A 20,066-nucleotide genomic window follows, 5' to 3' on the forward strand; every position below is an offset into this window, starting at 1 on the left:
CTCCGTCCCTTTTTTTGTGTCGGTCAGAGGCCCGATTCGATCATCCGCACCACTTCGGTGGCGGTCACCGGATGACTCAGCCAGTAGCCCTGGCCAAGATCGCAGCCGCGCTGCACCAGCAGGTCGAACTGCGCCTGCTGCTCGATGCCCTCGGCCACCACGGTGATGCCCAGTGCGTGGGCCATGGCGATGATCGCCGTGGTCAGCGCCAGATCGTCGGGATCGCGCTGCATGTCGGCCACGAAGCTCTTGTCGATCTTCACCCCGTCCACCGGTACCTGGCGAAGATGGCTGAGACCGGAGAAGCCGGTGCCGAAATCGTCCAGCCAGACCTTCACGCCGGTGCGGTGCAGCTTGTCCAGCAGCTGTGCGGCCACCATCTCGTCGCCGATCACGGCGGTTTCGGTCAGCTCCAGATGCAGGCGCGAGGCCGGTAGCCCGGACTCATGCAGGCACTGCGCCACCAGTGCCGGCAGTTCGCCGCCGCGCAACTGCCGTGGCGACACGTTGACCGACACGAACAGGTCGTCCCCGGCCGTCCCGCGCGGCCATTGCGCGGCCTCCATGCAGGCCGCACGCAGCACCTTCGGGCCAATGACTTCGATAAGGCCACTCTGCTCGGCCACCTCGATGAACACCGAAGGCGGGATCGTGCCCAGGGTCGGGTGCTGCCAGCGCAGCAGCACTTCAACGCCGACCATGCGGCGGTCGCGCATGCGGAAGATCGGCTGGTAGGCCAGGCGCAGTTCGCCGCGCTCCCAGGCGCCGCGCAGCTCCTGTTCCATATGCACGCGACGCTCGACTGCATGGTCCATCGCCCGGCTGTAATAGCGATAGCAGTTCTTGCCCGCCATCTTTGCCTGGTACATGGCAATGTCGCCGTTCTTCAGCAGGGTGGTGGCATCGGCCGCATCGTCAGGGAACAGGGTCACGCCGATCGAGGTACCCAGGAACAGTTCCCGGCCCTGCACCACCAGCGGCTTGCCCAGCTCCCGCACCAGCACTTCAGCCAGCAGCCGCGCATTTGCGGCCACATCACCATCGCCCACCAGGATCACGAACTCATCTCCGCCGAAGCGCGCCAACAGGGCTTCATCGCCCCCGGCTTCGGTGACCGCGCGATCGATACGCTGTGCAAACTGCAGCAGTGCTTCATCGCCAGCTTCGTGGCCAAGGGTGTCATTGACTCGCTTGAAGTCGTCGATATCGGCGAACAACAGGCCCAACCGGTGATTGGCGGCACGGGCAGCCATCAACCGATGATCAAGCGCCTCGCGGAATGCCAGCCGGTTGGTCAGCCCGGTCAACGCGTCGGTATAGGCCATGCGCCGCACTTCGCGGTCATGGCGGGCGATCGCATCACGCATGCGGGCAAAACCGCGCACCAGTTCACCCACCTCGTCGTCGCGGGTGTTCTCGGCCAGCGGCGTCTGGTAGTCGCCCGCCTCGATGCGACGGGCAGCGACGGCAAGATCACGGATCGGCGCAACCAGAGTACGCTGCACGTACAGGATCACGACCACGCCGATCACCACCAGTAGGCCCAGCATCAACAGCAGCCAGCCCAGGTGACGGCTGCCGACCTGCTGCAGGCGTTCGCCCAAGGTGGCGTTGGCTGCCTGCTCGCGCTGCTGCACCTCATCCAGCGCCATGCCGACGCGGACGCCGCCAATGCGCTGGTTGCCAACCATGATCGGCATGGTGTTGTCGAGCACCTTCGGCGACTCCTGCACGACCAGCGCCTGCGCAGCCGCGGCCTTGGGTGCAAGAGGATCAGCCATCGGCTGGCCGAAACCGGATACTTCGACCGAGCCGTCGTGAACCAGCCGGCCGCGTTCGTCGAACACCAGCACGTAGCGCACCACGGGCTGGCGCGCAGTACTGCGCACCAGTACGCCAACCTGGTCCAGGTCACGGTAGTACAACGGGTTGGCCAGGGCGTCGGACAGTTCACGCGCCATCGCCTCGCCGCGGCTGCGCACGCTGCGGTCGAACAATTCATGGATGACGCCACCGCTGAGGTTGCGCACCTCGCCCTGCATCGCCGCCTGCCGCCCCAACAACACTGCCAGGATCGCGATCACCACGACCATTGCCCCGCCCATCGCGAGCAGGAACCGGGCCTGCATCCCCGAGCCAAGCCACTTCATTCCACTTCCATCCGCACGCGCGTCAATCCTTGTTTCAATTCATCCAGCCGCTGCTGCGCATGCGCATCGACACGGTGGAACCCGGAAGTGCCAAAAAACCGATGCAGCGCTCCCCGTGCCCGCGGGTCGCCGGCCGCCTGCAGCAGCACTTCCTGCAGGCGATCGCGCACGCGTGGATCAAGGTCGGCGCGGACCATCTCCACCGCACGCGGGTAGGGTTCGGTGCGCAACAGCTCGCGGAAGTCGCGCCGGAACGCTGCTGGCATCCGCCGTTCGTCATTCCAGTCCACGCTGCTCACCGCTCCCACGTCAACCACCCCCTTGTGCACGAACGTCGCGATGTTCAGCTCGCTGCGTGCAAATACGTAGCCCACGCTGTCCCGGCCCGGCATGTCCCATGCACCGGCCAGGATCTGCGGCGACAGGCCTTCCTGCAGCAACGTCATCACCGGCACCAGGTAGGCACTGGTGGACGCCGTGTTCTGCAGGGCCAGGCGATGGCCCCGCAGATCCTGCATGCGCTGGATCGGGCTGTCGCGGCGCACGAAGAAAACCGTCTGGTACTCCCGCACACCGTTGCGCTCGGTCAGCAGCAGCGGACGGGCGCCACTGCGCTGGCCCAGCGCCACCGCCGTACCCGAGGTTTCCGTGACCCAGTCGACACGACCGCGCCGCAGATAGCTGGCCATCTGCTGTGGATCGCGTGCCATCAGGATCCTTCCCTCCTTGATGCCAACGTCGTGCATGCGCGCCACCACGTAATCCAGCAAGGGCTGAAGCTGCTCGTAGTGGGCCTTGGGATCATCGCTGATCCGGCCCAGCACCAGCACGTGGTCCGGTGCTGCACGCACCGTCCCGGCCAGCAGGACCATGGCCAGGCTCAGCAGTCCCCCCTGCATTGCCTTTCGCAGACCCGACACAGGCTTCATCCCCCCCTGGGTATCCAGACAGACTACCCGAAAAAATGAGAACGTCGTCAGCTGTTCTTGTTGCCTGCTTGTGCCAGTCGCGCCATGCGCTGGGTGTCGGCGAGGATGCCGCGCAACAGGCGCACTTCCTGCTCGCTTGGCTCGCTACGCAGGAACAGGCGGCGCAGCTTGCGCATCGCCGATTCCGGCGCGCGGCCCTTGTGGAAATCGATCTCGTCCAGCGTGTCGCCGAGCTGGGCGAAGAAGCTCTCCATCTGCTCATGGCTGGCGGCCTGTTCGCGGAAGCCGGGCTCGGCATTGGGGGCCGGCTGCGCGCCCAGCAGCTGCATGCGCGTTTCATAGGCCAGCACCTGTACGGCGGCCGCCAGGTTGAGCGAGCTGAACTCAGGATCGGACGGGATGTGCACCGCCGCATGGCAGAGCTGCAGTTCCTCGTTGGTCAGGCCGGTGCGCTCACGACCGAACACCAGCGCCACCTCGGCGCCCTCGCCCGCCTTGGCCACCGCGCGGGCGGCGGCATCGGCCGGCAGGTACTCCTCCAGCTGCACGCGGCGGGCACGCGCGGTGCAGCCCAGCACCAGGCGGCAATCGGCCACGGCCTCGGCCAGGGTGGCGACCACCGGGGCGTCCCCCAGCACATCTTCGGCCCCGGCCGAGCGGCGGAAGGCCTCCTCGTCCAGAGGCTTTTCGGGAGCGACCAGCACCAGGCGGGCCAGGCCCATGGTCTTCAGGGCACGGGCGGCGGCCCCCATGTTGCCGGGATGCTGGGTACCGACCAGGACGAATCGGAGGCGGGTGGCGGCGGGAAACTGGGACATGAACAGGGAAAAGGTCGAGCTGGACGATGACCAATGGTAAACTGTGCGGCCGGCCACTGCGCCGGACCCGCTCTTTTCCCCCGCCAGTCCATCTCTTCTGCCTTTCCGGGAGCCCACGCCATGCAGAAACCCGCCGTCACCGTCATGGTCAAGGCCGCCCGCCTCGCCGGCAACGTCCTGTTGCGCAACATCAACAAGCTCGAGGCACTGAACGTGGTGCAGAAGGGCCGGATGGACTACGCCAGCGAAGTGGATGCGGACGCGGAAAAGGTCATCGTCAAGGAACTCAAGCGCGCTTACCCGGACTACGGCATCTTCGGTGAAGAAGGTGGCGTGCAGGGCGAGCGTCGCCAGATGTGGGTCATCGACCCGCTGGACGGCACCAGCAACTACCTGCGTGGCGTGCCGCACTACTGCGTGTCGATCGCGCTGGTCGAGAACGGCGAGCCGACCGACGCGGTCATCTTCGACCCGCTGCGCAATGAACTGTTCACCGCCAGCCGTGGTGCCGGCGCCGTGCTGAACGACCGCCGCATCCGCGTGGCCGACCGCAAGGATCTGGAAGGCACGATGATCCACACCGGTTTCGCCCCGCGCGAGCGCAGCCGCGCCAGCGCCCAGCTGAAGGCGGTCGACGCCCTGCTGGTGCACGGCGAGGACATCCGCCGCACCGGTTCGGCCGCATTGGACCTGGCCTACGTGGCCTGCGGCCGCGCCGACGCCTACTTCGAAGCCGGTGTGAAGGCGTGGGACATCGCCGCCGGCCTGCTGCTGGTCCGCGAGGCGGGCGGCAAGGTCTGTGACTTCAAGGGCGCGACCCTGGGCCGCATGGACAACCGTGGCCCGGAGACCCACCAGATCGTAGCCGGCAACCTGAAGGTGGCCGAGTCGCTGCAGAAGGTGCTGGTGAACACCGGCTACGCCGCCGAGTTCGACGCGAAGTTCTGAGGTTTCGCGTAAAGCGGTTCATGGAGACGGCGCCTGCGAAGGTGCCGTTTTCGTTTGTGCGCACGGAGAGTCGTTTCCGCGACCGCGGAGGGGTGTCACTTTCTTTGCGCGCAAAGAAAGTGACACCCCTCCGCGGTCGCGGAAATGATCCTAGGCATCGCCTGGCGCCACCAATGCGTGCGCGCGCAAAACAAAAACGCCCGGCGCGGGGCCAGGCGTTCCTGCACTACCGTGGAAGCACGGAGGCTTACGCCACCGTCGAGGCGCGCAGCGCGGCGATGCGCTCTTCCAGCGGCGGGTGGCTCATGAACAGCTTCTTGGCCGTCGAACCGGCAATACCGAACGCGGCGATCTGGGTCGGCAGCGTGCTCTGGCCGTGGTTGAGCTGCAGGCGCTCCAGCGCGGCGATCATCTTCTGGCGGCCAGCCAGCGAGGCACCGCCTGCATCGGCGCGGAACTCGCGGTGGCGCGAGAACCACATGGCAATCATCGTCGCGAACAGGCCAAACACCATCTCCAGCACGAACACGATGATGTAGTAGGCGAAGCCACGGCCACCGCCTTCGCGGTTGCCCGACAGCGCGCTGTCGATGATGCCGCCGACCACGCGGGCCAGCACGATCACGAAGGTGTTCAGCACGCCCTGCAGCAGCGCCATGGTGATCATGTCACCGTTGGCGACGTGGGCAATCTCGTGGCCCAGCACCGCTTCGGCCTCGTCCTCGCTCATGTTGTGCAGCAGGCCGGTGGACACCGCCACCAGCGCGTTGTTGCGGTTGGCGCCGGTGGCGAAGGCATTGATCTCCGGGCCCTCGTACACCGCTACTTCGGGCATGCCGATACCGGCCGCCTTGGCCTGGCGCTCGACGGTGGCCAGCAGCCAGCGTTCGGTCGGGTTGCGCGGCTCGGTGATCACCACCGCACCGGTGGAGCGCTTGGCCATCCACTTGGACAGCAGCAGCGAGATGAAGGAGCCACCGAAACCGAAGATGCCGGCCATGATCAGCAGACCGCTCATCTTGCTCGGGTCGGTTCCCGCCAGCGACATCACGATGCTGGCGAGGATCAGGACCGCGAAGTTGGTCGCCAGGAACAGGGCAATGCGGGTAAACATGGGAAAATCCGGCTCGGAAGGGGTCGATACCGGTCAATTTGCGGCGTGGTCAGCTTGAATTCAAGCGCCAACCTGACCGACGATTCAGCCAGCATGACCTCCCCCATTCCCTGCGGCCGTTTCGCGCCCTCGCCGACCGGCCTGCTCCATCCCGGATCCCTGCTCGCCGCCTTCGGCAGTTGGCTGCTGGCCCGCCACCATGGCGGCCTGTGGCGGCTGCGCATCGAAGACGTCGATCCGCCGCGCACCGTGCCCGGTGCCGCCACATCACAGCTGCAGGCGCTGGCCTCGTTCGGCCTCGCCCACGACGGCCCGATCCTCTGGCAGAGCACCCGCGGCGAGGCCTACCAGGCCGCACTGGACGTGCTGCTGGCCAGCGATCTGGCCTTCATCTGCCACTGCAGCCGCAGCGAGTTGGCCGCCAACGGCGGCATCCATCACCGCTGCGTTGCGCGGCAACGGCGACCGGACCCTGCCGTCCGCTTCCGCGTGCCGCCGGGCAGCATCGTGCACTTCGACGATGGCCTGCGCGGCCCGCAGCAGCAGGACGTGCATGCCGAGGTTGGCGACTTCGTGTTGCGCCGTGCAGATGGCTGCTGGGCCTACCAGTTGGCCGTGGTGGTCGATGACGCCGAACAGGGCGTGACCGAAGTGGCGCGCGGCGCCGACCTGCTCGATTCCACCGCGCGGCAGATCCTGCTGCAGCAGGCGCTGGGCCTGGCCGTGCCACGCTACTGGCACCTGCCGCTGCTGCTCGATGCCCCGGGGCACAAACTGTCCAAGTCGCTGGCGTCGCTGCCGGTGGACAGCACGCGGCCGGTGCCGGTATTGCGCGCGCTCTGGCAGCTGCTGGGCCAGGCGCCTGCCGCACTGGACGGCGCCGATGAGCGGGATGCGCTGCTGGAGGCTGCGCAACGGGCGTTCGACCCGGCGCGGCTGCCGCGGACCGACGTCCTGTTGCCGGCCGGCGCACTTTCCGCGCCGATGTTGCAGAATCCCCCTTCCCCCACCTGATTCCGGACAGCATTCCATGACATCTCGCGTCGCACTGGTCACCGGCGGAACCGGCGGCATCGGTACCGCCATCTGCCAACGCCTGGCCGACCAGGGCCACCGGGTCGCCACCAATTACCGCGACGAGGACAAGGCCCGCGCATGGCAGCAGGCGATGACCGAGCGCGGCTACAGCGTGTCGATCTTCCCGGGCGATGTCTCCGATCCAGGCAGCGCCGAGGCGCTGGTGCGTGCGGTCGAGGCCGAGCTGGGCCCGGTCGAGATCCTGGTCAACAACGCCGGCATCACCCGTGACACCACCTTCCACCGCATGCGCGCGGACCAGTGGCACGATGTGATCAACACCAATCTCAACTCGGTGTTCAACGTCACCCGGCCGGTCATCGAAGGCATGCGCCGCCGCGGCTGGGGCCGGGTCATCCAGATCAGCTCGATCAACGGCCTGAAGGGCCAGTACGGCCAGGCCAACTATGCTGCGGCCAAGGCCGGCATGCACGGCTTCACCATCTCGCTGGCCCGCGAGAACGCCGGCTTCGGCATCACGGTCAACACCATTTCGCCCGGCTACGTCGCCACCGACATGGTGATGGCGGTTCCGGAGGACGTGCGCGCCAAGATCATCGCCGACATTCCCACCGGGCGCCTCGGCAAGCCGGAAGAAATCGCCTATGGCGTGTCTTTCCTGGTGGCCGAGGAAGCCTCGTGGATCACCGGCAGCAACCTGGACATCAACGGCGGCCACCACATGGGCTGGTGAGCCGCGCAGGGGGCGCCGCGGCATGCACCGGCGGCCCCTGCCGATGGTCATGCTGCGCAGCACGCAAACCCTTGTTGCGCAACATGATCGCCCCTGAAAGCCAAGCCTGGCGGGGGCTGGGGCGGTTGCAACCGCTGCTGCACTGCGCCATGCTGCGCGTCTACTGTGACGAGTACCGCTTCATGGCTGCGACCCGCATCATCAAGAAGTATCCGAACCGCCGTCTCTACGACACCGAGATCTCCAGCTACATCACCATCGAGGACGTGCGCCAGCTGATCCTGGACGGTGAAGACTTCGAAGTCCGCGACGCCAAGAGCGGCGACGACCTCACGCGATCGGTCCTGCTGCAGATCATCGCCGACCAGGAACAGGACGGCGAACCGATGCTGTCCACGCAGCTGCTGAGCCAGCTGATCCGCTTCTACGGCGATTCCCTGCAGGGCTTCATGGGCAACTACCTGGAGCGCAGCATGCAGGTCTTCCTCGACCAGCAGCAACAGTTCCGCCAGCAGATGGGCAACCTGCTGGGCCAGACCCCGTGGGCGATGATGAACCAGCTGACCGAGCGCAACCTGGAGCTGTGGCAGGAATTCCAGCGCAGCATGGGCAGCGGCTTCGGTGGCCCGCGCCCGGGCGGCACCGGCACGGGCACGGGCACCGGCAACAAGCCGAACGAACCGGGCACCGGCACCGGCAGCAAGACCCGCCGCTGAGCCGCTTCACAGGCTGACACGAAAACGGCGCGCCCCTGGCGCGCCGTTTCTGTCTGGATCGCGCCAACGATACGTCAGCGTTTCGCCTTGCACGCCGAGCACACGCGCTCGACCTTGTACCCTTTCGCCTTCAGTTTCTCGACCACGCCATCACTGCCCAGCAGGTGCAGCGTGCCGACCACCACCAGCGTACCGCCCTGCCCGGCCTGCAGGTACGGCTGCAGCTTCGGCACCCAGGCATCGTTGCGCCCGGTGTTGATGCGCTGGTACAGCTGCGGGTACTGCTGGCGCATCTCTGCCGCCATCTTGGTCCACAGCAGGCGATCATCACCGCGGCGCCACGCATCATGCAGCAGCCGCGCCTGCTCATCGGCCTTGCCGGCCTGGTCCAGTGCTTCGGCCAGCATCTGCCGCTGTTCCTGCAGCGTCATTCCGTCAAGCATGCCGATCTGGGTATCAATGTCCTCCAGTCCCGCCGTCTTGCGGCCGGTCTTCTGCGCGCGCTCCATGAAGTGGCGGTCCAGGCCCAGCGCCGGGTCCAGGCCGAGCTTCTGCATCTGCCCGATCGAAATGCTCAGGCCGACGAACCAGGGCTTCATGCCCTGCATCTGCGCCAGCGGCAACTGGTTCTCGGCAGCAAAGGCCTGCAGCTTCTGCCAGGTGGCCGCATCCAGATCACGCTTCAGCTCGCTGCCATCGGTGCGGATCGCCGCCTGCACCATGCGGCTGGCCAGCTGGGGCGACTGCATGTCTTCCGGCGACAGTTCGAACACTACCCGCTGTGAGGCCTCGAACGCCTGTTCGACATCGGGCGACAGCGGGTAGTCCTGCGGCTTCAGCAGGTGGAAGGAACCGAGCAGGTAGAGGCGTGAGTCGCCTGGGCCAGTCACTTTCCACAGCAACGGCACCGGCGGCCTGGCCGCCGCTGCGCCAGCGGTGTCGGCTTGCAGGGTACGTGCTGCAACCAGCGGTGCCAGCGCACAGGCCGCCAACAGAACGGCGGCACACAACAGTGATCTGATCGGCATCTCAGCCTTCTCCTTCAGGCAGGTGGTAGACCTTCTCGCCCGCTTCCACGCGCAGGTCCAGCCGGTTTTCAGGCGGCGCCAACGGGCAGGTTGCATAGGCGGTGAACGCACACGGTGGGTTGTAGGCATGGTTGAAATCGATGCGCACCGTACCATCGGCGCCTGGCGCATCGGTGTCCAGGTAACGCCCAGCCGGATAGCTGCCGCGACCGCTGGTGCGGTCGGCGAAGATCAGGAACAGCGGCTGCCCGGGTGCACCTATCGCCTCCAGCCGCCAGTTGCGGCCATCACGCTGGAACTCGACCGCGCCCGCGTTCGGCATCTCGGTGGTCAAGCCAGTGATATCGACGATCGGCAGGGTCTTGCCTGGCGGGTGCGCGATGAAGCGCGCCTGCACCTGCCAGTCAGGACCGCCCGGCCAGTACTCCAGGCCGGCGAACCCACGGCGTGCAGGCGCATCGGCGTGCTTGACCCGCAGCGCATCGCGCGGACCGCGACGGATGATGCTGAGCTGGCCTTTGCCACCATCGAAGGCCAGCAGCGTCGGCTGCGGATCCTTGTCGGTGTCGATGCGGATGCGGCCGCGGACCGGTTTGCCCCCATGGCTGACGTCCGTACCGGCTTCGGGAGTGAACCACCATTGGCTGCCTTCGCGGCGCAGCAGGCCCAGCTTGTCCGGCCCCACCGCCAGGCGGATGCCATTGGTCGCGCCACTGCCGACAAAGTGCGATCTGTTCTGCAGCCAGTGCAGGCCGACCAGCGCTGTCCAACCGTCCGGGCGGGTCAGGTCCTGATAGCGTGCCACCCGCCACTGCTGCTGCCCGGCGGCATAGGACGGATCCTCCGCGGCCGAAGCCGGTGCCGGCGGCGGCGCGGGGCTGCAGGCGGCCAACACCATGGCGACCAGCAGGCCGCCCATTCCCCGATAACGCATCGATGCTCCCCTCAACGTCCGCGCAGGAACCAGCGGTCGATCTCCGCCAGCGAAAAACGGGCCCAGGTCGGCCGGCCGTGGTTGCATTGGCCGGACCGCTCGGTGATCTCCATGTCGCGCAGCAGCGCGTTCATCTCCGGCACGGTCAGGCGACGGTTGGCACGCACCGCGCCGTGGCAGGCCATGGTCGACAGCAGCTCGTCGCGCGCGCTGGCCACGCGGCGGCTCTGGCCGTGCTCGCGCAGGTCGGTCAGCACGTCGCGCAGCAGGCCTTCCGGTTCGGCATGCGCCAGCAGTGCCGGTATGCTGCGCACGTGCAGTGAACCGGGGCCGGCACGGGTCACTTCGAAGCCGAGTGCGGCCAGCGTGTCGGCTTCGCTTTCGGCGGTATCGGCCTCGCGCTCGCCCACCGCCAGCGTGATCGGCACCAGCAACGGCTGCGACTGCAGGCCGATGCCATCGTGCGCGTTCTTCAGGCGCTCGTAGCCGATGCGTTCGTGTGCGGCATGCATGTCGACCACGATCAGGCCTTCGGCGTTCTCGGCCAGGATGTAGATGCCGTGCAGCTGCGCGATCGCATAGCCCAGCGGCGGCACTCCGGCATCGGCACTGGTGACCGGCAGTCCGTTCTCGGTCGGCATCGGCGGCAGCGCCGCCCCGGGCTCGGCACCGGCCGGCGTGGCATACAGCGCGGCGTAGGCCGCCGGAGCATCAGCAACCTGCAGCCCAAGGGGCTGCTGCGGGCGCCAGCCGGAAAAGCCACCGCCGCCTGCGCCCGAGCCGGCACCGGGCGCAGGCCCACGCACCAGCCCGAAACCCGATGCGCCCGCGCTCGATGCCATCGATGCAGCAGCGGCGTCCACCGGATGCACCGGACCCGCACCGATCTCCTGCGCCGACATGCCCGCGCGGGTATCAGCCAACGCGTCCTTCAGCGTGCGATAGACGAAGTCATGCACCAGCCGCGAATCACGAAAGCGCACCTCGTGCTTGGCCGGGTGCACGTTGACATCAACACGGGTCGGGTCCAGTTCGAGGAACAGCACATAGGCCGGCTGCCGACCGTGGTACAGCACATCGCCGTACGCCATCTTCACCGCGTGGGCGACGCTGCGATCGCGCACCGAACGGCCGTTGACGTACAGGTACTGCTGGTCGGCGCTGGCACGCGAGTAATGCGGCTGCGCGATCCAGCCATGCAGGCGCAGGCCGGCGCCACTGTGATCCACGCGCACGGCCTGGTTGGCGAAATCCTCGCCCAGCGTTTCTGCCAATCGCGTATCGGAATACAGATCGCCCGGCTTGTAACGGCGCGAGGCCTTGCCGTTGTGGGACACGCGCAGTTCGACGTCCGGCCGCGCCAGGGCCAGCGAGCGCAGCCATTCTTCGATATGGCCCAGCTCGGTGCGCTCGGCGCGCAGGAACTTGCGCCGCGCCGGTACGTTGTAAAACAGCTCGCGCACTTCCACCGTGGTACCCGGCGCATGCGCGCGCGGCGTCACCTCACCGATCTTCCCGCCTTCGATCTGCAGCGCGGAACCATGCTCGTCATGTGCGCGACGCGAGGCCAGGGTGAAGCGACTGACCGAGGCGATCGACGGCAGCGCTTCGCCACGGAAACCGAGCGTGGCCACCGATTCAAGATCGTCCAGATCGGCGATCTTGCTGGTCGCGTGGCGCGATACCGCCAGCGGCAGCTGCTCCGGCGCGATGCCACTGCCGTTGTCGCGGATGCGGATCAGGCGTACACCGCCCTCTTCAAGATCGATATCTACGCGGCTGGCACCGGCGTCGATCGCGTTCTCGACCAGCTCCTTGACCACCGAAGCGGGACGCTCGACCACTTCGCCAGCGGCGATCTGGTTGATCAGGATCTCCGGCAAGGGCCGGATCGGGCGCGGACCGGGCGCGCTCATGGGAGATGATGGGCAGCAGACTTCATGGGTCGATGATAGCGGAGCGCCCGTGGGTAGAGTCGACTGTCAGTCGACTGCTCTCCGCCCGGGCGCCGAAAAGCCCCGCGCTGCGCACGTAGTCAACCAACAGTCGACTCTACCGCGCTCTACAGGAAGCGGATTACTTGCTGCCGCCGGCCATGGTGGCTGCGGCGTCGATCTCCGCCTGGGCACGGGCCGCGTACAGCGTGCCCGGCGGTGGCTGGCGGCTGAAGAAGGTGTGCACGCCATCGAGCACGGCACCGGCGATCTTGCGCTGGTAGGCCGGGTCGGTCAGGCGACGCTCTTCATCCGGGTTGGAGATGAACGCGGTTTCCACCAGCATCGCCGGCATGTCCGACGTACGCAGCACCGCGAAGTTGGCGCGCTCGATGTTCGGCTTGTGGTTGTTGCCGATCCGCTTAAGGCCGCCCAGCACGTGGCCGGCGGCGTCTTCGGACGCCTTCATGTAGCCGCTCTGCGCCAGGTCCAGCAGCACATTGGCAAGCGTGCCCTCGGTCTGCTGCAGGCGAACGCCACCGACCAGATCGGCCGCGTTTTCCTTGTCTGCCAGCCAACGGGCGCGCTGCGAAGAGGCACCCTTGGTCGACAGCACGTACACCGACGAACCGGTGGCCGAACGGTTCTCGGCCGCGTCGGCATGGATGGAAATGAAGATGTCGGCCTTGTTCGCACGCGCCTTCTGCGCGCGCATCGGCAGCGGAATGAACACGTCACTGTCGCGGGTCAGGTAGGCCTTCAGGCCCGGCGTCGCATTGACCTGACGGGCCAGTTCCCGCGCCACCGCCAAAGTGACATCCTTCTCACGCTTGCCGGTCGGGCCGATCGCGCCCGGATCCTGGCCTCCGTGACCGGGATCGATGGCCACCACCAGATGGCGCATGCCGGCCTGCATGCGGATGCGGGAGGCATCACTGGGCATGGCCGGGCGCGGCGGTTCCACCGGCGTCGGTGCCGGCGCAGGCACCGTGGCCGGCGGCGTGGTCACCACCGCTGCGGTGCGCTGCCCAGCGAGGATCGCGGCCGGCGAGGAAGAAGGCGAACTGCTGGCCACGGTACCCGCCGCCGCGACCTGGGCCGGCGCGGTGGATGGCGCCGGGGTAGGCGTGGCCGGCGCGGCGGCGGTGGCACTGGCCTGCTGCCGCACCTGGGCAGTCAGCAGCGCCGTGGCACGCGCGGCATCGGTACGCGCCTGCGCGCTCTCCGCCGGCGTCGGCGTCGGTGCGGGCGTGTTGGCCGGCGCCTGCGGCGGCACCGCTGGCGTCGCTGCCGGACGGCTGGCGGCCACGGCCGGGCCATCGCCCGGCCATTCGATCACCAGCTTGGATTCATTGCCCTCGCGCTGCATCTGTGGGCGGAACGGCGCCACCGATTCAGCAAGGTCGAAAACGACACGGAAGGTACCCGGCACCGGCTGTCCGGTGCGCACCGCGGTGACCACGCCCTGCGCCGCTGGCATTTTCAGGTTGCGTACGGCGCTGGAGTCCGGGAAATCGACCACCAGGCGGTTCGGTCCGGCCAACGACATCGTCTTGTAACCGCCACTGCCCACCAGCGAGATCTCGGCACGGGTGCCGGTGGCACCGGTATTCAGCAGGACCTGGCGAATTTCACCGGCCCACGCGCTGACGCTCGCCAGACCCAGTCCGACGGCGGCACAGATGGCGATGAGACGGTTCCCCGGGCGCATGGCTCAGGATTCAATCACCGCGCTGAACGGAATGCAACACCTTTTTCCTTAATAATCCGTAACCTGCCGGTGTTTGTTCTCGTCAGCCGACAGATATGGCCTGCAAGTCGCCTCCTTGGGGAAGCCGTTTCAGCCATTCATGCCCCGCGTCGCTGGCGCCAGTGAGACGAACGCGACGCCCTTGTCCCTCGATCTCCAGCGCCACCACCAGGTCGGTTGGCGGCAGCGCACCGGCACCGCGTTCCGGCCATTCAACCAGCCACAGTACCGCGCTGCCCTCGTCCAGCCCGAGGAAATCGAGTTCGCCGGCCTGCCCGATCCGGTACAGATCCAGATGCCAGGCCTCGCCACCGCCGGCCAGCGGATAGCGCTCGACCAGGGTGTAGGTCGGGCTGCGGATGGCGCCCTGGACACCCAGCGCGCGCAGCAGTGCGCGGGCCGTGGTGGATTTGCCGGCCCCCAGGTCGCCGCGCAATTCGACCAGCGCCTGCGGCGGCCGCGTGGCCGCCAGCCATTGCCCGAGCAGTTCAGTGGCATCGCTGTCGGCAAGGAAGAAATCGATCATCGGGAAAGTTCCGGGTTGGCCAGTCGCCGCAACGGCGACAGCAGATCAGTAGGAAGCAGGCCGCGCGCGCCATCGGCGGCCGCGGCGTCGCCCGCGAGCCCATGCAGCAGCGCACCGGCCGCGGCGGCGTCGAAGGCGGCCAGGCCCTGCGCGCGCAGGCTGGCGATGATGCCGGTGAGCAGATCGCCCATGCCTCCCACGGCCATGCCGGGATTGCCTGCAGCGATCAGCCGTGGCGCCTGCCCGGGCGCCGTCACGATGCTGCCTGCGCCCTTCAACACCACCACGGCGTGGAAGCGTTCGGCCAACGCCTGCGCACAACGGTAGCGATCGGCCTGGATGTCAGCGGTACTGCAGCCGAGCAGGCGCGCGGCCTCGCCCGGATGTGGCGTAAGGATGGCGTCCGGCAGCGCGCGCGGATCCTGCGCCAGCAGATTCAGTGCATCGGCATCAACCACCAGCGGCTTGTCGCTGTCCAGCACCTGCGCAAACAGCGCGCGTGCCCATTCGTCCTGGCCCAGGCCGGGGCCGATCGCCACCACCCTGGCCTTGTCCAGCAGCGCCGGCAGCACATCGCCGTCTTCCAGTGCATGGGTCATCGCCTCGGGCAGCCGAGCCAGCAGTGGACCGACGTGGTCGCGGCGGGTGCCCAGGCTCAGCAATCCGGCGCCGGCACGCAGCGCGGCCTCGGCCGCCATGGCGCTGGCACCGCCGCTGCCATGGTTGCCGCCGACGCACAGCACGTGCCCGGATTCGCCCTTGTGGCTGTTGGCGCGGCGCGGCGGCAGCAGTGCCGGCAAGCGCGCCTGGGTCCAGTGCTCCACGGCAGGTGACACGCCCTGCCATGCGGCCGCGGGCAGCTGCAGCGGCGCCAGCGCCTTCTGGCCACAGTGATCCAGCGCATCGCCGGTATACAGCCCGCGATGCGGCACGATGAACTGCAGGGTCAAAGCAGCCTTCACCGCTTCGCCCGGTACGGCGCCCCGATCGGCATCGACGCCACTGGGGACGTCCAGCGCCAGAACCGGTGCCGCCTGCGCGTTGAGGGCGACGATCAGCGCCTGCGCCACACCTTCCGGCACGCGATCGAAGCCCAGACCGAACAGGGCATCGACCCAGATATCGGCCTCGGGCAGCACGCCGTCGAAATCGGTGAGGGTGCCGCCACCGGACTTGAATTCCGATGCGGCACGCTGCGCCAGCGACGTCGCCGGTGGCTTGCCCGGCAAGGCGATCACCGTCACCGTACGCCCGGCCTGTCGTGCATGGCGGGCCAGCACCAGGCCATCGCCGCCGTTGTTTCCTGCGCCAACCACCACGCCGATCCGCTGCGCTTGTGGCCAATGCTGCAGCAGGCACTGCCAGGCGGCGTGGCCGGCCTGCGCCATCAGGCTCCAGCCGCCCTCGGCAGCCAGTGCCGAGGCCTGCGCATCAAGCGCACGCGCGGCAGCGGAATCGAACAGAGCGGCAAGGTTGGCCATGCGGGGATTTTATACTGGTGCATATGTCTCCCGCCCCCGCCCCTGTCGATCCGGCCCAGGCCGTACAGCGCATCCGCGAACTGGCGCGTGCGCATGGCTTCCAGCGCTGCGGCATCGCCGGCATCGAGCTGGGCGAGGACGAGGCGCACCTGGCCGACTGGCTGGGCCAAGGCCTGTACGGCACGATGGACTGGATGGCGCGCCACGGCACCCTGCGCGCGCGCCCGGCCGAGCTGCTGCCCGGCACGGTGCGGGTGATCTCGGTAGGCATGGACTACAGCCACAAGGACGACACCGAAGCCTGGGCAACCCTGGCCGACCCGGGCCGCGCCTACGTGGCCCGTTACGCCTTGGGCCGCGACTACCACAAGCTGATGCGCAACCGCCTGCAGAAGCTGGCCACGCAGATCAACGATGAAGTGGCACCGCTGGGCTACCGGGTATTCGTCGATTCGGCGCCGGTGCTGGAGCGCGCACTGGCGCGCAACGCGGGGCTGGGCTGGATCGGCAAGCACACCTGCCTGATCGACCGCAACGGCGGTTCCTGGTTCTTCATCGGCGAGATCTACATCGATATCCCGCTGCCGATCGATGCGCCGGCTACGGCACACTGCGGCACCTGCACGCGCTGCATCGATGTCTGCCCTACCCGCGCGATCACCGGCCCGCAGCGGCTGGACGCGCGGCGCTGTATTTCCTACCTGACCATCGAGCACGACGGTGCCATCCCCGAAGACATGCGGCCGTTGATCGGCAACCGCATCTACGGCTGTGACGACTGCCAGCTGGTCTGCCCCTGGAACAAGTTCGCCAAGCGTACCGACGAAGCCGATTTCCGCGCGCGCAACAACCTCGATACCGCGCGCCTGGACCAGCTGTTCGCCTGGGACGAAGCCGAGTTCCTGCGCCGCACCGAAGGCAGCCCGATCCGGCGCAGCGGCCATGAGCGCTGGCTGCGCAACATCGCCGTGGCGCTGGGCAATGCGCCGTCCTCGGCCGAAGCGCTGGCTGCCCTGCAGACCCGCATCGACGATCCCTCGCCGCTGGTGCGTGAACACGTGCAGTGGGCACTGGGCCAGCACACGGTGCGCTGACGTGCGATCCTGAGCCCCCGTTCCGCCCGCAGGACGCCGTTCCCATGCAGCCACGCAACAACGACATCCTCACCCCCAGCCAGCTCAACACCCTGGCCCGCGACCTGCTGGAAGGCAGCTTCCCGGCGATCTGGGTCGAGGCCGAACTGGGCAGCGTGGCGCGTCCCGCCTCCGGGCATCTGTATTTCACCCTGAAGGACGCACGTGCGCAGCTGCGCGCGGCGATGTTCCGGATGAAGGCGCAATACCTGAAGTTCGTGCCGCGCGAAGGCATGCGCGTGCTGGTGCGCGGCAAGGTGACCCTGTACGACGCCCGTGGCGAGTACCAGATGGTGCTGGACCACATGGAGGAAGCCGGCGAAGGCGCACTGCGCCGCGCCTTCGAGGAGTTGAAGGCACGGCTGGAGGCCGAAGGCCTGTTCGACCCGGCACGCAAGCGGCCGCTGCCGGCGCACGTGCAGCGCCTTGCGGTGATCACCTCCCCCACCGGCGCCGCTGTGCGCGACGTGCTGAGCGTGCTCGGCCGCCGCTTCCCGCTGCTGGAAGTGGACCTGCTGCCGACCCTGGTGCAGGGCAGCAGCGCCGCTGCACAGATCACCCGCCTGCTGCAGGCCGCCGATGCCAGTGGCCGCTACGACGTGATCCTGCTGACCCGTGGCGGCGGTTCACTGGAAGACCTGTGGGCCTTCAACGATGAAGCACTGGCCCGTGCGATCGCCGCCAGCCGCACCCCGGTAGTGTCGGCGGTGGGCCATGAAACCGACTTCAGCCTGAGCGACTTCGCCGCCGACCTGCGTGCACCGACGCCATCGGTGGCAGCCGAGCTGCTGGTACCGGACCAGCGCGAACTGGCCCTGCGCCTGCGGCGCACCGCGGCACGCATGGCGCAGCTGCAGCGGCACACGATGCAGCAGGCGATGCAACGTGCTGACCGTGCCCTGCTGCGCCTGAACGCGCAGAGCCCGCAGGCGCGACTGGACCTGTTGCGCCGCCGCCAGCTCGATCTGGGCCGGCGCCTGCATGCCGCGTTCAACCAGCAGCAGGAGCGCCGTGCTGCGCGCCTTCGCCATGCAGCGGCGGTCCTGCGCGGGCACCACCCACAGCGCCAGCTCGACACGATGCAACGCCGCCTGGCCGCCCTGCGCGGACGACCGCAGGCAGCGATGCAGCGTCTGCTGGAACGCGATGCGCTGCGCCTGCGCGGGCTGGCGCGTTCGCTGGAAGCGGTCAGCCCGCTGGCGACTGTAGCGCGCGGCTACAGCATCCTGACCCGCAGTGACGATGGCACGCTGGTGCGCCAGGTCGATCAGGTGCAGCCCGGCGACGCATTGCAGGCGCGCGTGGGCGACGGCGTGATCGACGTGCAGGTCAAGTAAAGGGGTTCGGCAGGGCTGCGCCCTGCACCTGCAGAGGCAAATGCAACAGCCGAAGCAACAGCGAAAGCGGCTCTGGATTGCTGATAGCTTGGCGGGGTGGTGTGGCTGTGCAGGACACGCCGTAAACCATCCCTGGGGGCTCGATGGCGCCATCCATGGCGCCAACGGTCCTGCACAGCCACACCGCCCCACCCTCGACAGTGTCCCGATGACGGTCGGTAGATCCACGCCATGCGTGGATGAATCTCTTTCAGACATCGAATCAATTCGGGGTCAGATCCGTTTTCCTGCGGAAAACGGATCTGACCCCAAGCGCCATTCCGGCAGATCGCGGACATCTGTCGAAGGCGGGGTGGGTCCGGTTGCGGGGGCGTGAGCCGCATGGATGCGGCGACCGAGCTTACATGGACGTACTTGCAGCGGCCCCCGCAACCGGCCCCCCCCCCCCCGCCATCCCACGGAATGCACGCTGTTGCTGTTGCTGTTGCTTCGGCAGGTGCAGGGCTGCAAGCCCTGCCGACCAACCCCCTACTTTGCCTGCTCGCAGAACTTCTGCCGGTACTCGAGCGCCTTCGGCATCAACGCCTGCAGGTTCTGGATACGGGTACCCGGGTTCGGGTGAGTCGACGCGAACTCCGGCGGTGACTGGCCACCACTGGCCTGGCCCATGCGCTGCCACAGCGGCACCGCCTCGCGCGGGTCGAAGCACGCCGCCGCAGCCAGCATCAGTCCCACTTCATCGGCCTGCGTCTCGTGGCTGCGCGCATAGGGCAGCAGATACCCGTAGCCCATCGCCGACATCATCATCTGTTGCTGCTGCGCATCCATGCCGCTGGCGGCGCCGGCCATCTGCCCGATCTGGGTCAGCTTCTGCTGCGCCATCCGCTGCGCACCGTGGCGCAGCAGCGCATGGGCAATCTCGTGGCCCATCACCACCGCCATCGCGTCGCGCGTGCGCGCCACCGGCACCAGGCCGGTATAGACCGCCATCTTGCCACCAGGCAGGCAGAATGCGTTGGCCTGTTCAGATGGGATCACGTTGACTTCCCACTGGAAATCACGCGCGAAATGCGCCGGCTGAACGCCGTGCTCCTGCGCCAGTGCAGTCTCCACCACATCAACCTTGGCAATCAGGCGCTGGGCGATGTCGCGCACATCGCGGGCGATCGGCGCGTTGGAGTCCATCGGCGGCTCCTCCGAGAGGATCTGCTGGTAGGCCTGCAGGCCCAAGGCGGTCTCCTGGCGGGCGTCCAGGCTGCTGTCAATCATCACCTTCTCGCCGGTGTAGGGGTCCACCGTGCGATTGGAAAACCAGTAGAAGAGCGCATAGCCGGCGGCCAGCAGCAGCACCCACCAGCGGATGTTGCCAAACAGGCCGCGACGCTGCGGGCCTTGGGGCGAGCGGGAAAAGGGATCATTGCGCATCAGGGGTCGTCCAGCAGGCCCCGCCGGCCGGCGGGCACGGCGCAATCTTAGTGCGCGGGCGCCAGCAGCGGG

Annotated in this window: 17 protein-coding genes; 6 read left to right on the forward strand and 11 right to left on the reverse strand. The window is 67.8% G+C overall.

What is annotated here, in order from left to right:
• Window positions 1-23 precede the first annotated feature (23 nt).
• The 3 genes from AC5P7R_RS19385 to AC5P7R_RS19395 all read right to left on the reverse strand — a co-directional run bounded on the left by AC5P7R_RS19385 (window position 24) and on the right by AC5P7R_RS19395 (window position 3,897).
• Window positions 24-2,150 carry a putative bifunctional diguanylate cyclase/phosphodiesterase gene (locus tag AC5P7R_RS19385; RefSeq protein ID WP_111097869.1) on the reverse strand — a complete coding sequence of 709 codons (2,127 nt, stop codon included), beginning with the start codon at window positions 2,148-2,150 and terminating at the stop codon, window positions 24-26.
• On the reverse strand, window positions 2,147-3,049 hold the full coding sequence (locus AC5P7R_RS19390; RefSeq protein ID WP_425605100.1) for a phosphate/phosphite/phosphonate ABC transporter substrate-binding protein: 903 nt from the start codon (window positions 3,047-3,049) through the stop codon (window positions 2,147-2,149). The genes AC5P7R_RS19385 and AC5P7R_RS19390 overlap by 4 nt, the downstream gene beginning before the upstream one ends.
• A 77-nt stretch (window positions 3,050-3,126) precedes the next feature.
• Window positions 3,127-3,897, reverse strand: a complete 771-nt coding sequence (locus AC5P7R_RS19395; RefSeq protein WP_031270736.1) for an RNA methyltransferase — start codon at window positions 3,895-3,897, stop codon at window positions 3,127-3,129.
• A gap of 120 nt (window positions 3,898-4,017) precedes the next feature.
• On the opposite strand from AC5P7R_RS19395, the gene AC5P7R_RS19400 reads away from it, so the two are divergent.
• On the forward strand, window positions 4,018-4,845 hold the full coding sequence (locus AC5P7R_RS19400; RefSeq protein WP_005417749.1) for an inositol monophosphatase family protein: 828 nt from the start codon (window positions 4,018-4,020) through the stop codon (window positions 4,843-4,845).
• Window positions 4,846-5,092: 247 nt separating this feature from the next.
• Here the strand turns inward: AC5P7R_RS19400 and htpX are convergent, their stop codons facing one another.
• Entirely contained in the window at window positions 5,093-5,959 is an 867-nt protein-coding gene (htpX, locus tag AC5P7R_RS19405) for a protease HtpX (protein WP_207049767.1), read from the reverse strand.
• A gap of 93 nt (window positions 5,960-6,052) precedes the next feature.
• On the opposite strand from htpX, the gene gluQRS reads away from it, so the two are divergent.
• The 3 genes from gluQRS to phaR all read left to right on the forward strand — a co-directional run bounded on the left by gluQRS (window position 6,053) and on the right by phaR (window position 8,446).
• Entirely contained in the window at window positions 6,053-6,973 is a 921-nt protein-coding gene (gene gluQRS / locus AC5P7R_RS19410; RefSeq protein WP_227853533.1) for a tRNA glutamyl-Q(34) synthetase GluQRS, read from the forward strand.
• A 16-nt stretch (window positions 6,974-6,989) separates the two neighbouring features.
• Window positions 6,990-7,730 carry an acetoacetyl-CoA reductase gene (gene phbB, locus AC5P7R_RS19415; protein WP_005417754.1) on the forward strand — a complete coding sequence of 247 codons (741 nt, stop codon included), beginning with the start codon at window positions 6,990-6,992 and terminating at the stop codon, window positions 7,728-7,730.
• A 182-nt stretch (window positions 7,731-7,912) separates the two neighbouring features.
• Window positions 7,913-8,446 (forward strand): polyhydroxyalkanoate synthesis repressor PhaR, encoded by a 534-nt coding sequence (phaR, locus tag AC5P7R_RS19420; protein ID WP_031270734.1) that lies wholly within the window; start codon window positions 7,913-7,915, stop codon window positions 8,444-8,446.
• A 74-nt stretch (window positions 8,447-8,520) separates the two neighbouring features.
• On the opposite strand, the gene AC5P7R_RS19425 is transcribed toward phaR, so the two are convergent.
• The 6 genes from AC5P7R_RS19425 to AC5P7R_RS19450 all read right to left on the reverse strand — a co-directional run bounded on the left by AC5P7R_RS19425 (window position 8,521) and on the right by AC5P7R_RS19450 (window position 16,099).
• Window positions 8,521-9,474 (reverse strand): TraB/GumN family protein, encoded by a 954-nt coding sequence (locus tag AC5P7R_RS19425; RefSeq protein ID WP_227853532.1) that lies wholly within the window; start codon window positions 9,472-9,474, stop codon window positions 8,521-8,523.
• A 1-nt stretch (window position 9,475) separates the two neighbouring features.
• Window positions 9,476-10,408: a DUF1684 domain-containing protein gene (locus tag AC5P7R_RS19430; RefSeq protein WP_021204167.1), complete on the reverse strand. Its 933-nt coding sequence runs from the start codon at window positions 10,406-10,408 to the stop codon at window positions 9,476-9,478.
• Between the two features lie 11 nt (window positions 10,409-10,419).
• Window positions 10,420-12,324 carry a DNA mismatch repair endonuclease MutL gene (gene mutL, locus AC5P7R_RS19435; protein ID WP_021204166.1) on the reverse strand — a complete coding sequence of 635 codons (1,905 nt, stop codon included), beginning with the start codon at window positions 12,322-12,324 and terminating at the stop codon, window positions 10,420-10,422.
• Window positions 12,325-12,484: 160 nt separating this feature from the next.
• Window positions 12,485-14,053, reverse strand: coding sequence for an N-acetylmuramoyl-L-alanine amidase (locus tag AC5P7R_RS19440; protein WP_021204165.1), 1,569 nt, complete (start codon window positions 14,051-14,053; stop codon window positions 12,485-12,487).
• Window positions 14,054-14,135: 82 nt separating this feature from the next.
• A complete protein-coding gene (gene tsaE / locus AC5P7R_RS19445; RefSeq protein WP_019660526.1) occupies window positions 14,136-14,618 on the reverse strand; it encodes a tRNA (adenosine(37)-N6)-threonylcarbamoyltransferase complex ATPase subunit type 1 TsaE in 483 nt (160 codons plus the stop codon).
• Window positions 14,615-16,099 carry an NAD(P)H-hydrate dehydratase gene (locus AC5P7R_RS19450; RefSeq protein ID WP_134729894.1) on the reverse strand — a complete coding sequence of 495 codons (1,485 nt, stop codon included), beginning with the start codon at window positions 16,097-16,099 and terminating at the stop codon, window positions 14,615-14,617. Before AC5P7R_RS19450 ends, tsaE begins: the two co-directional genes overlap by 4 nt.
• 23 nt (window positions 16,100-16,122) lie before the next feature.
• On the opposite strand from AC5P7R_RS19450, the gene queG reads away from it, so the two are divergent.
• Together queG and xseA are read left to right on the forward strand one after the other, a co-directional pair.
• A complete protein-coding gene (queG, locus tag AC5P7R_RS19455; RefSeq protein ID WP_019660528.1) occupies window positions 16,123-17,193 on the forward strand; it encodes a tRNA epoxyqueuosine(34) reductase QueG in 1,071 nt (356 codons plus the stop codon).
• 44 nt (window positions 17,194-17,237) lie between these two features.
• On the forward strand, window positions 17,238-18,569 hold the full coding sequence (gene xseA / locus AC5P7R_RS19460) for an exodeoxyribonuclease VII large subunit (RefSeq protein WP_111097875.1): 1,332 nt from the start codon (window positions 17,238-17,240) through the stop codon (window positions 18,567-18,569).
• Between the two features lie 528 nt (window positions 18,570-19,097).
• Here xseA and AC5P7R_RS19465 read toward each other — a convergent pair.
• Window positions 19,098-19,994: a M48 family metallopeptidase gene (locus AC5P7R_RS19465; RefSeq protein ID WP_019660530.1), complete on the reverse strand. Its 897-nt coding sequence runs from the start codon at window positions 19,992-19,994 to the stop codon at window positions 19,098-19,100.
• Window positions 19,995-20,066 lie beyond the last annotated feature (72 nt).

The organism is Stenotrophomonas sp. YJH_SMC_27, from assembly GCF_059369815.1.

What these genes read in the sequence shown, in the direction of transcription:
- queG (WP_019660528.1), top strand. Translation starts at nt 16,123, where the DNA reads ATGTCTCCCGCCCCCGCCCCTGTCGATCCGGCCCAGGCCGTACAGCGC.
- gluQRS (WP_227853533.1), top strand. Translation starts at nt 6,053, where the DNA reads ATGACCTCCCCCATTCCCTGCGGCCGTTTCGCGCCCTCGCCGACCGGC.
- AC5P7R_RS19400 (WP_005417749.1), top strand. Translation starts at nt 4,018, where the DNA reads ATGCAGAAACCCGCCGTCACCGTCATGGTCAAGGCCGCCCGCCTCGCC.
- AC5P7R_RS19440 (WP_021204165.1), bottom strand. Translation starts at nt 14,053, where the DNA reads ATGCGCCCGGGGAACCGTCTCATCGCCATCTGTGCCGCCGTCGGACTG.
- AC5P7R_RS19395 (WP_031270736.1), bottom strand. Translation starts at nt 3,897, where the DNA reads ATGTCCCAGTTTCCCGCCGCCACCCGCCTCCGATTCGTCCTGGTCGGT.
- AC5P7R_RS19425 (WP_227853532.1), bottom strand. Translation starts at nt 9,474, where the DNA reads ATGCCGATCAGATCACTGTTGTGTGCCGCCGTTCTGTTGGCGGCCTGT.
- AC5P7R_RS19465 (WP_019660530.1), bottom strand. Translation starts at nt 19,994, where the DNA reads ATGCGCAATGATCCCTTTTCCCGCTCGCCCCAAGGCCCGCAGCGTCGC.
- AC5P7R_RS19450 (WP_134729894.1), bottom strand. Translation starts at nt 16,099, where the DNA reads ATGGCCAACCTTGCCGCTCTGTTCGATTCCGCTGCCGCGCGTGCGCTT.
- phbB (WP_005417754.1), top strand. Translation starts at nt 6,990, where the DNA reads ATGACATCTCGCGTCGCACTGGTCACCGGCGGAACCGGCGGCATCGGT.
- mutL (WP_021204166.1), bottom strand. Translation starts at nt 12,324, where the DNA reads ATGAGCGCGCCCGGTCCGCGCCCGATCCGGCCCTTGCCGGAGATCCTG.
- AC5P7R_RS19385 (WP_111097869.1), bottom strand. Translation starts at nt 2,150, where the DNA reads ATGAAGTGGCTTGGCTCGGGGATGCAGGCCCGGTTCCTGCTCGCGATG.
- htpX (WP_207049767.1), bottom strand. Translation starts at nt 5,959, where the DNA reads ATGTTTACCCGCATTGCCCTGTTCCTGGCGACCAACTTCGCGGTCCTG.
- tsaE (WP_019660526.1), bottom strand. Translation starts at nt 14,618, where the DNA reads ATGATCGATTTCTTCCTTGCCGACAGCGATGCCACTGAACTGCTCGGG.
- xseA (WP_111097875.1), top strand. Translation starts at nt 17,238, where the DNA reads ATGCAGCCACGCAACAACGACATCCTCACCCCCAGCCAGCTCAACACC.
- AC5P7R_RS19390 (WP_425605100.1), bottom strand. Translation starts at nt 3,049, where the DNA reads ATGCAGGGGGGACTGCTGAGCCTGGCCATGGTCCTGCTGGCCGGGACG.
- AC5P7R_RS19430 (WP_021204167.1), bottom strand. Translation starts at nt 10,408, where the DNA reads ATGCGTTATCGGGGAATGGGCGGCCTGCTGGTCGCCATGGTGTTGGCC.
- phaR (WP_031270734.1), top strand. Translation starts at nt 7,913, where the DNA reads ATGGCTGCGACCCGCATCATCAAGAAGTATCCGAACCGCCGTCTCTAC.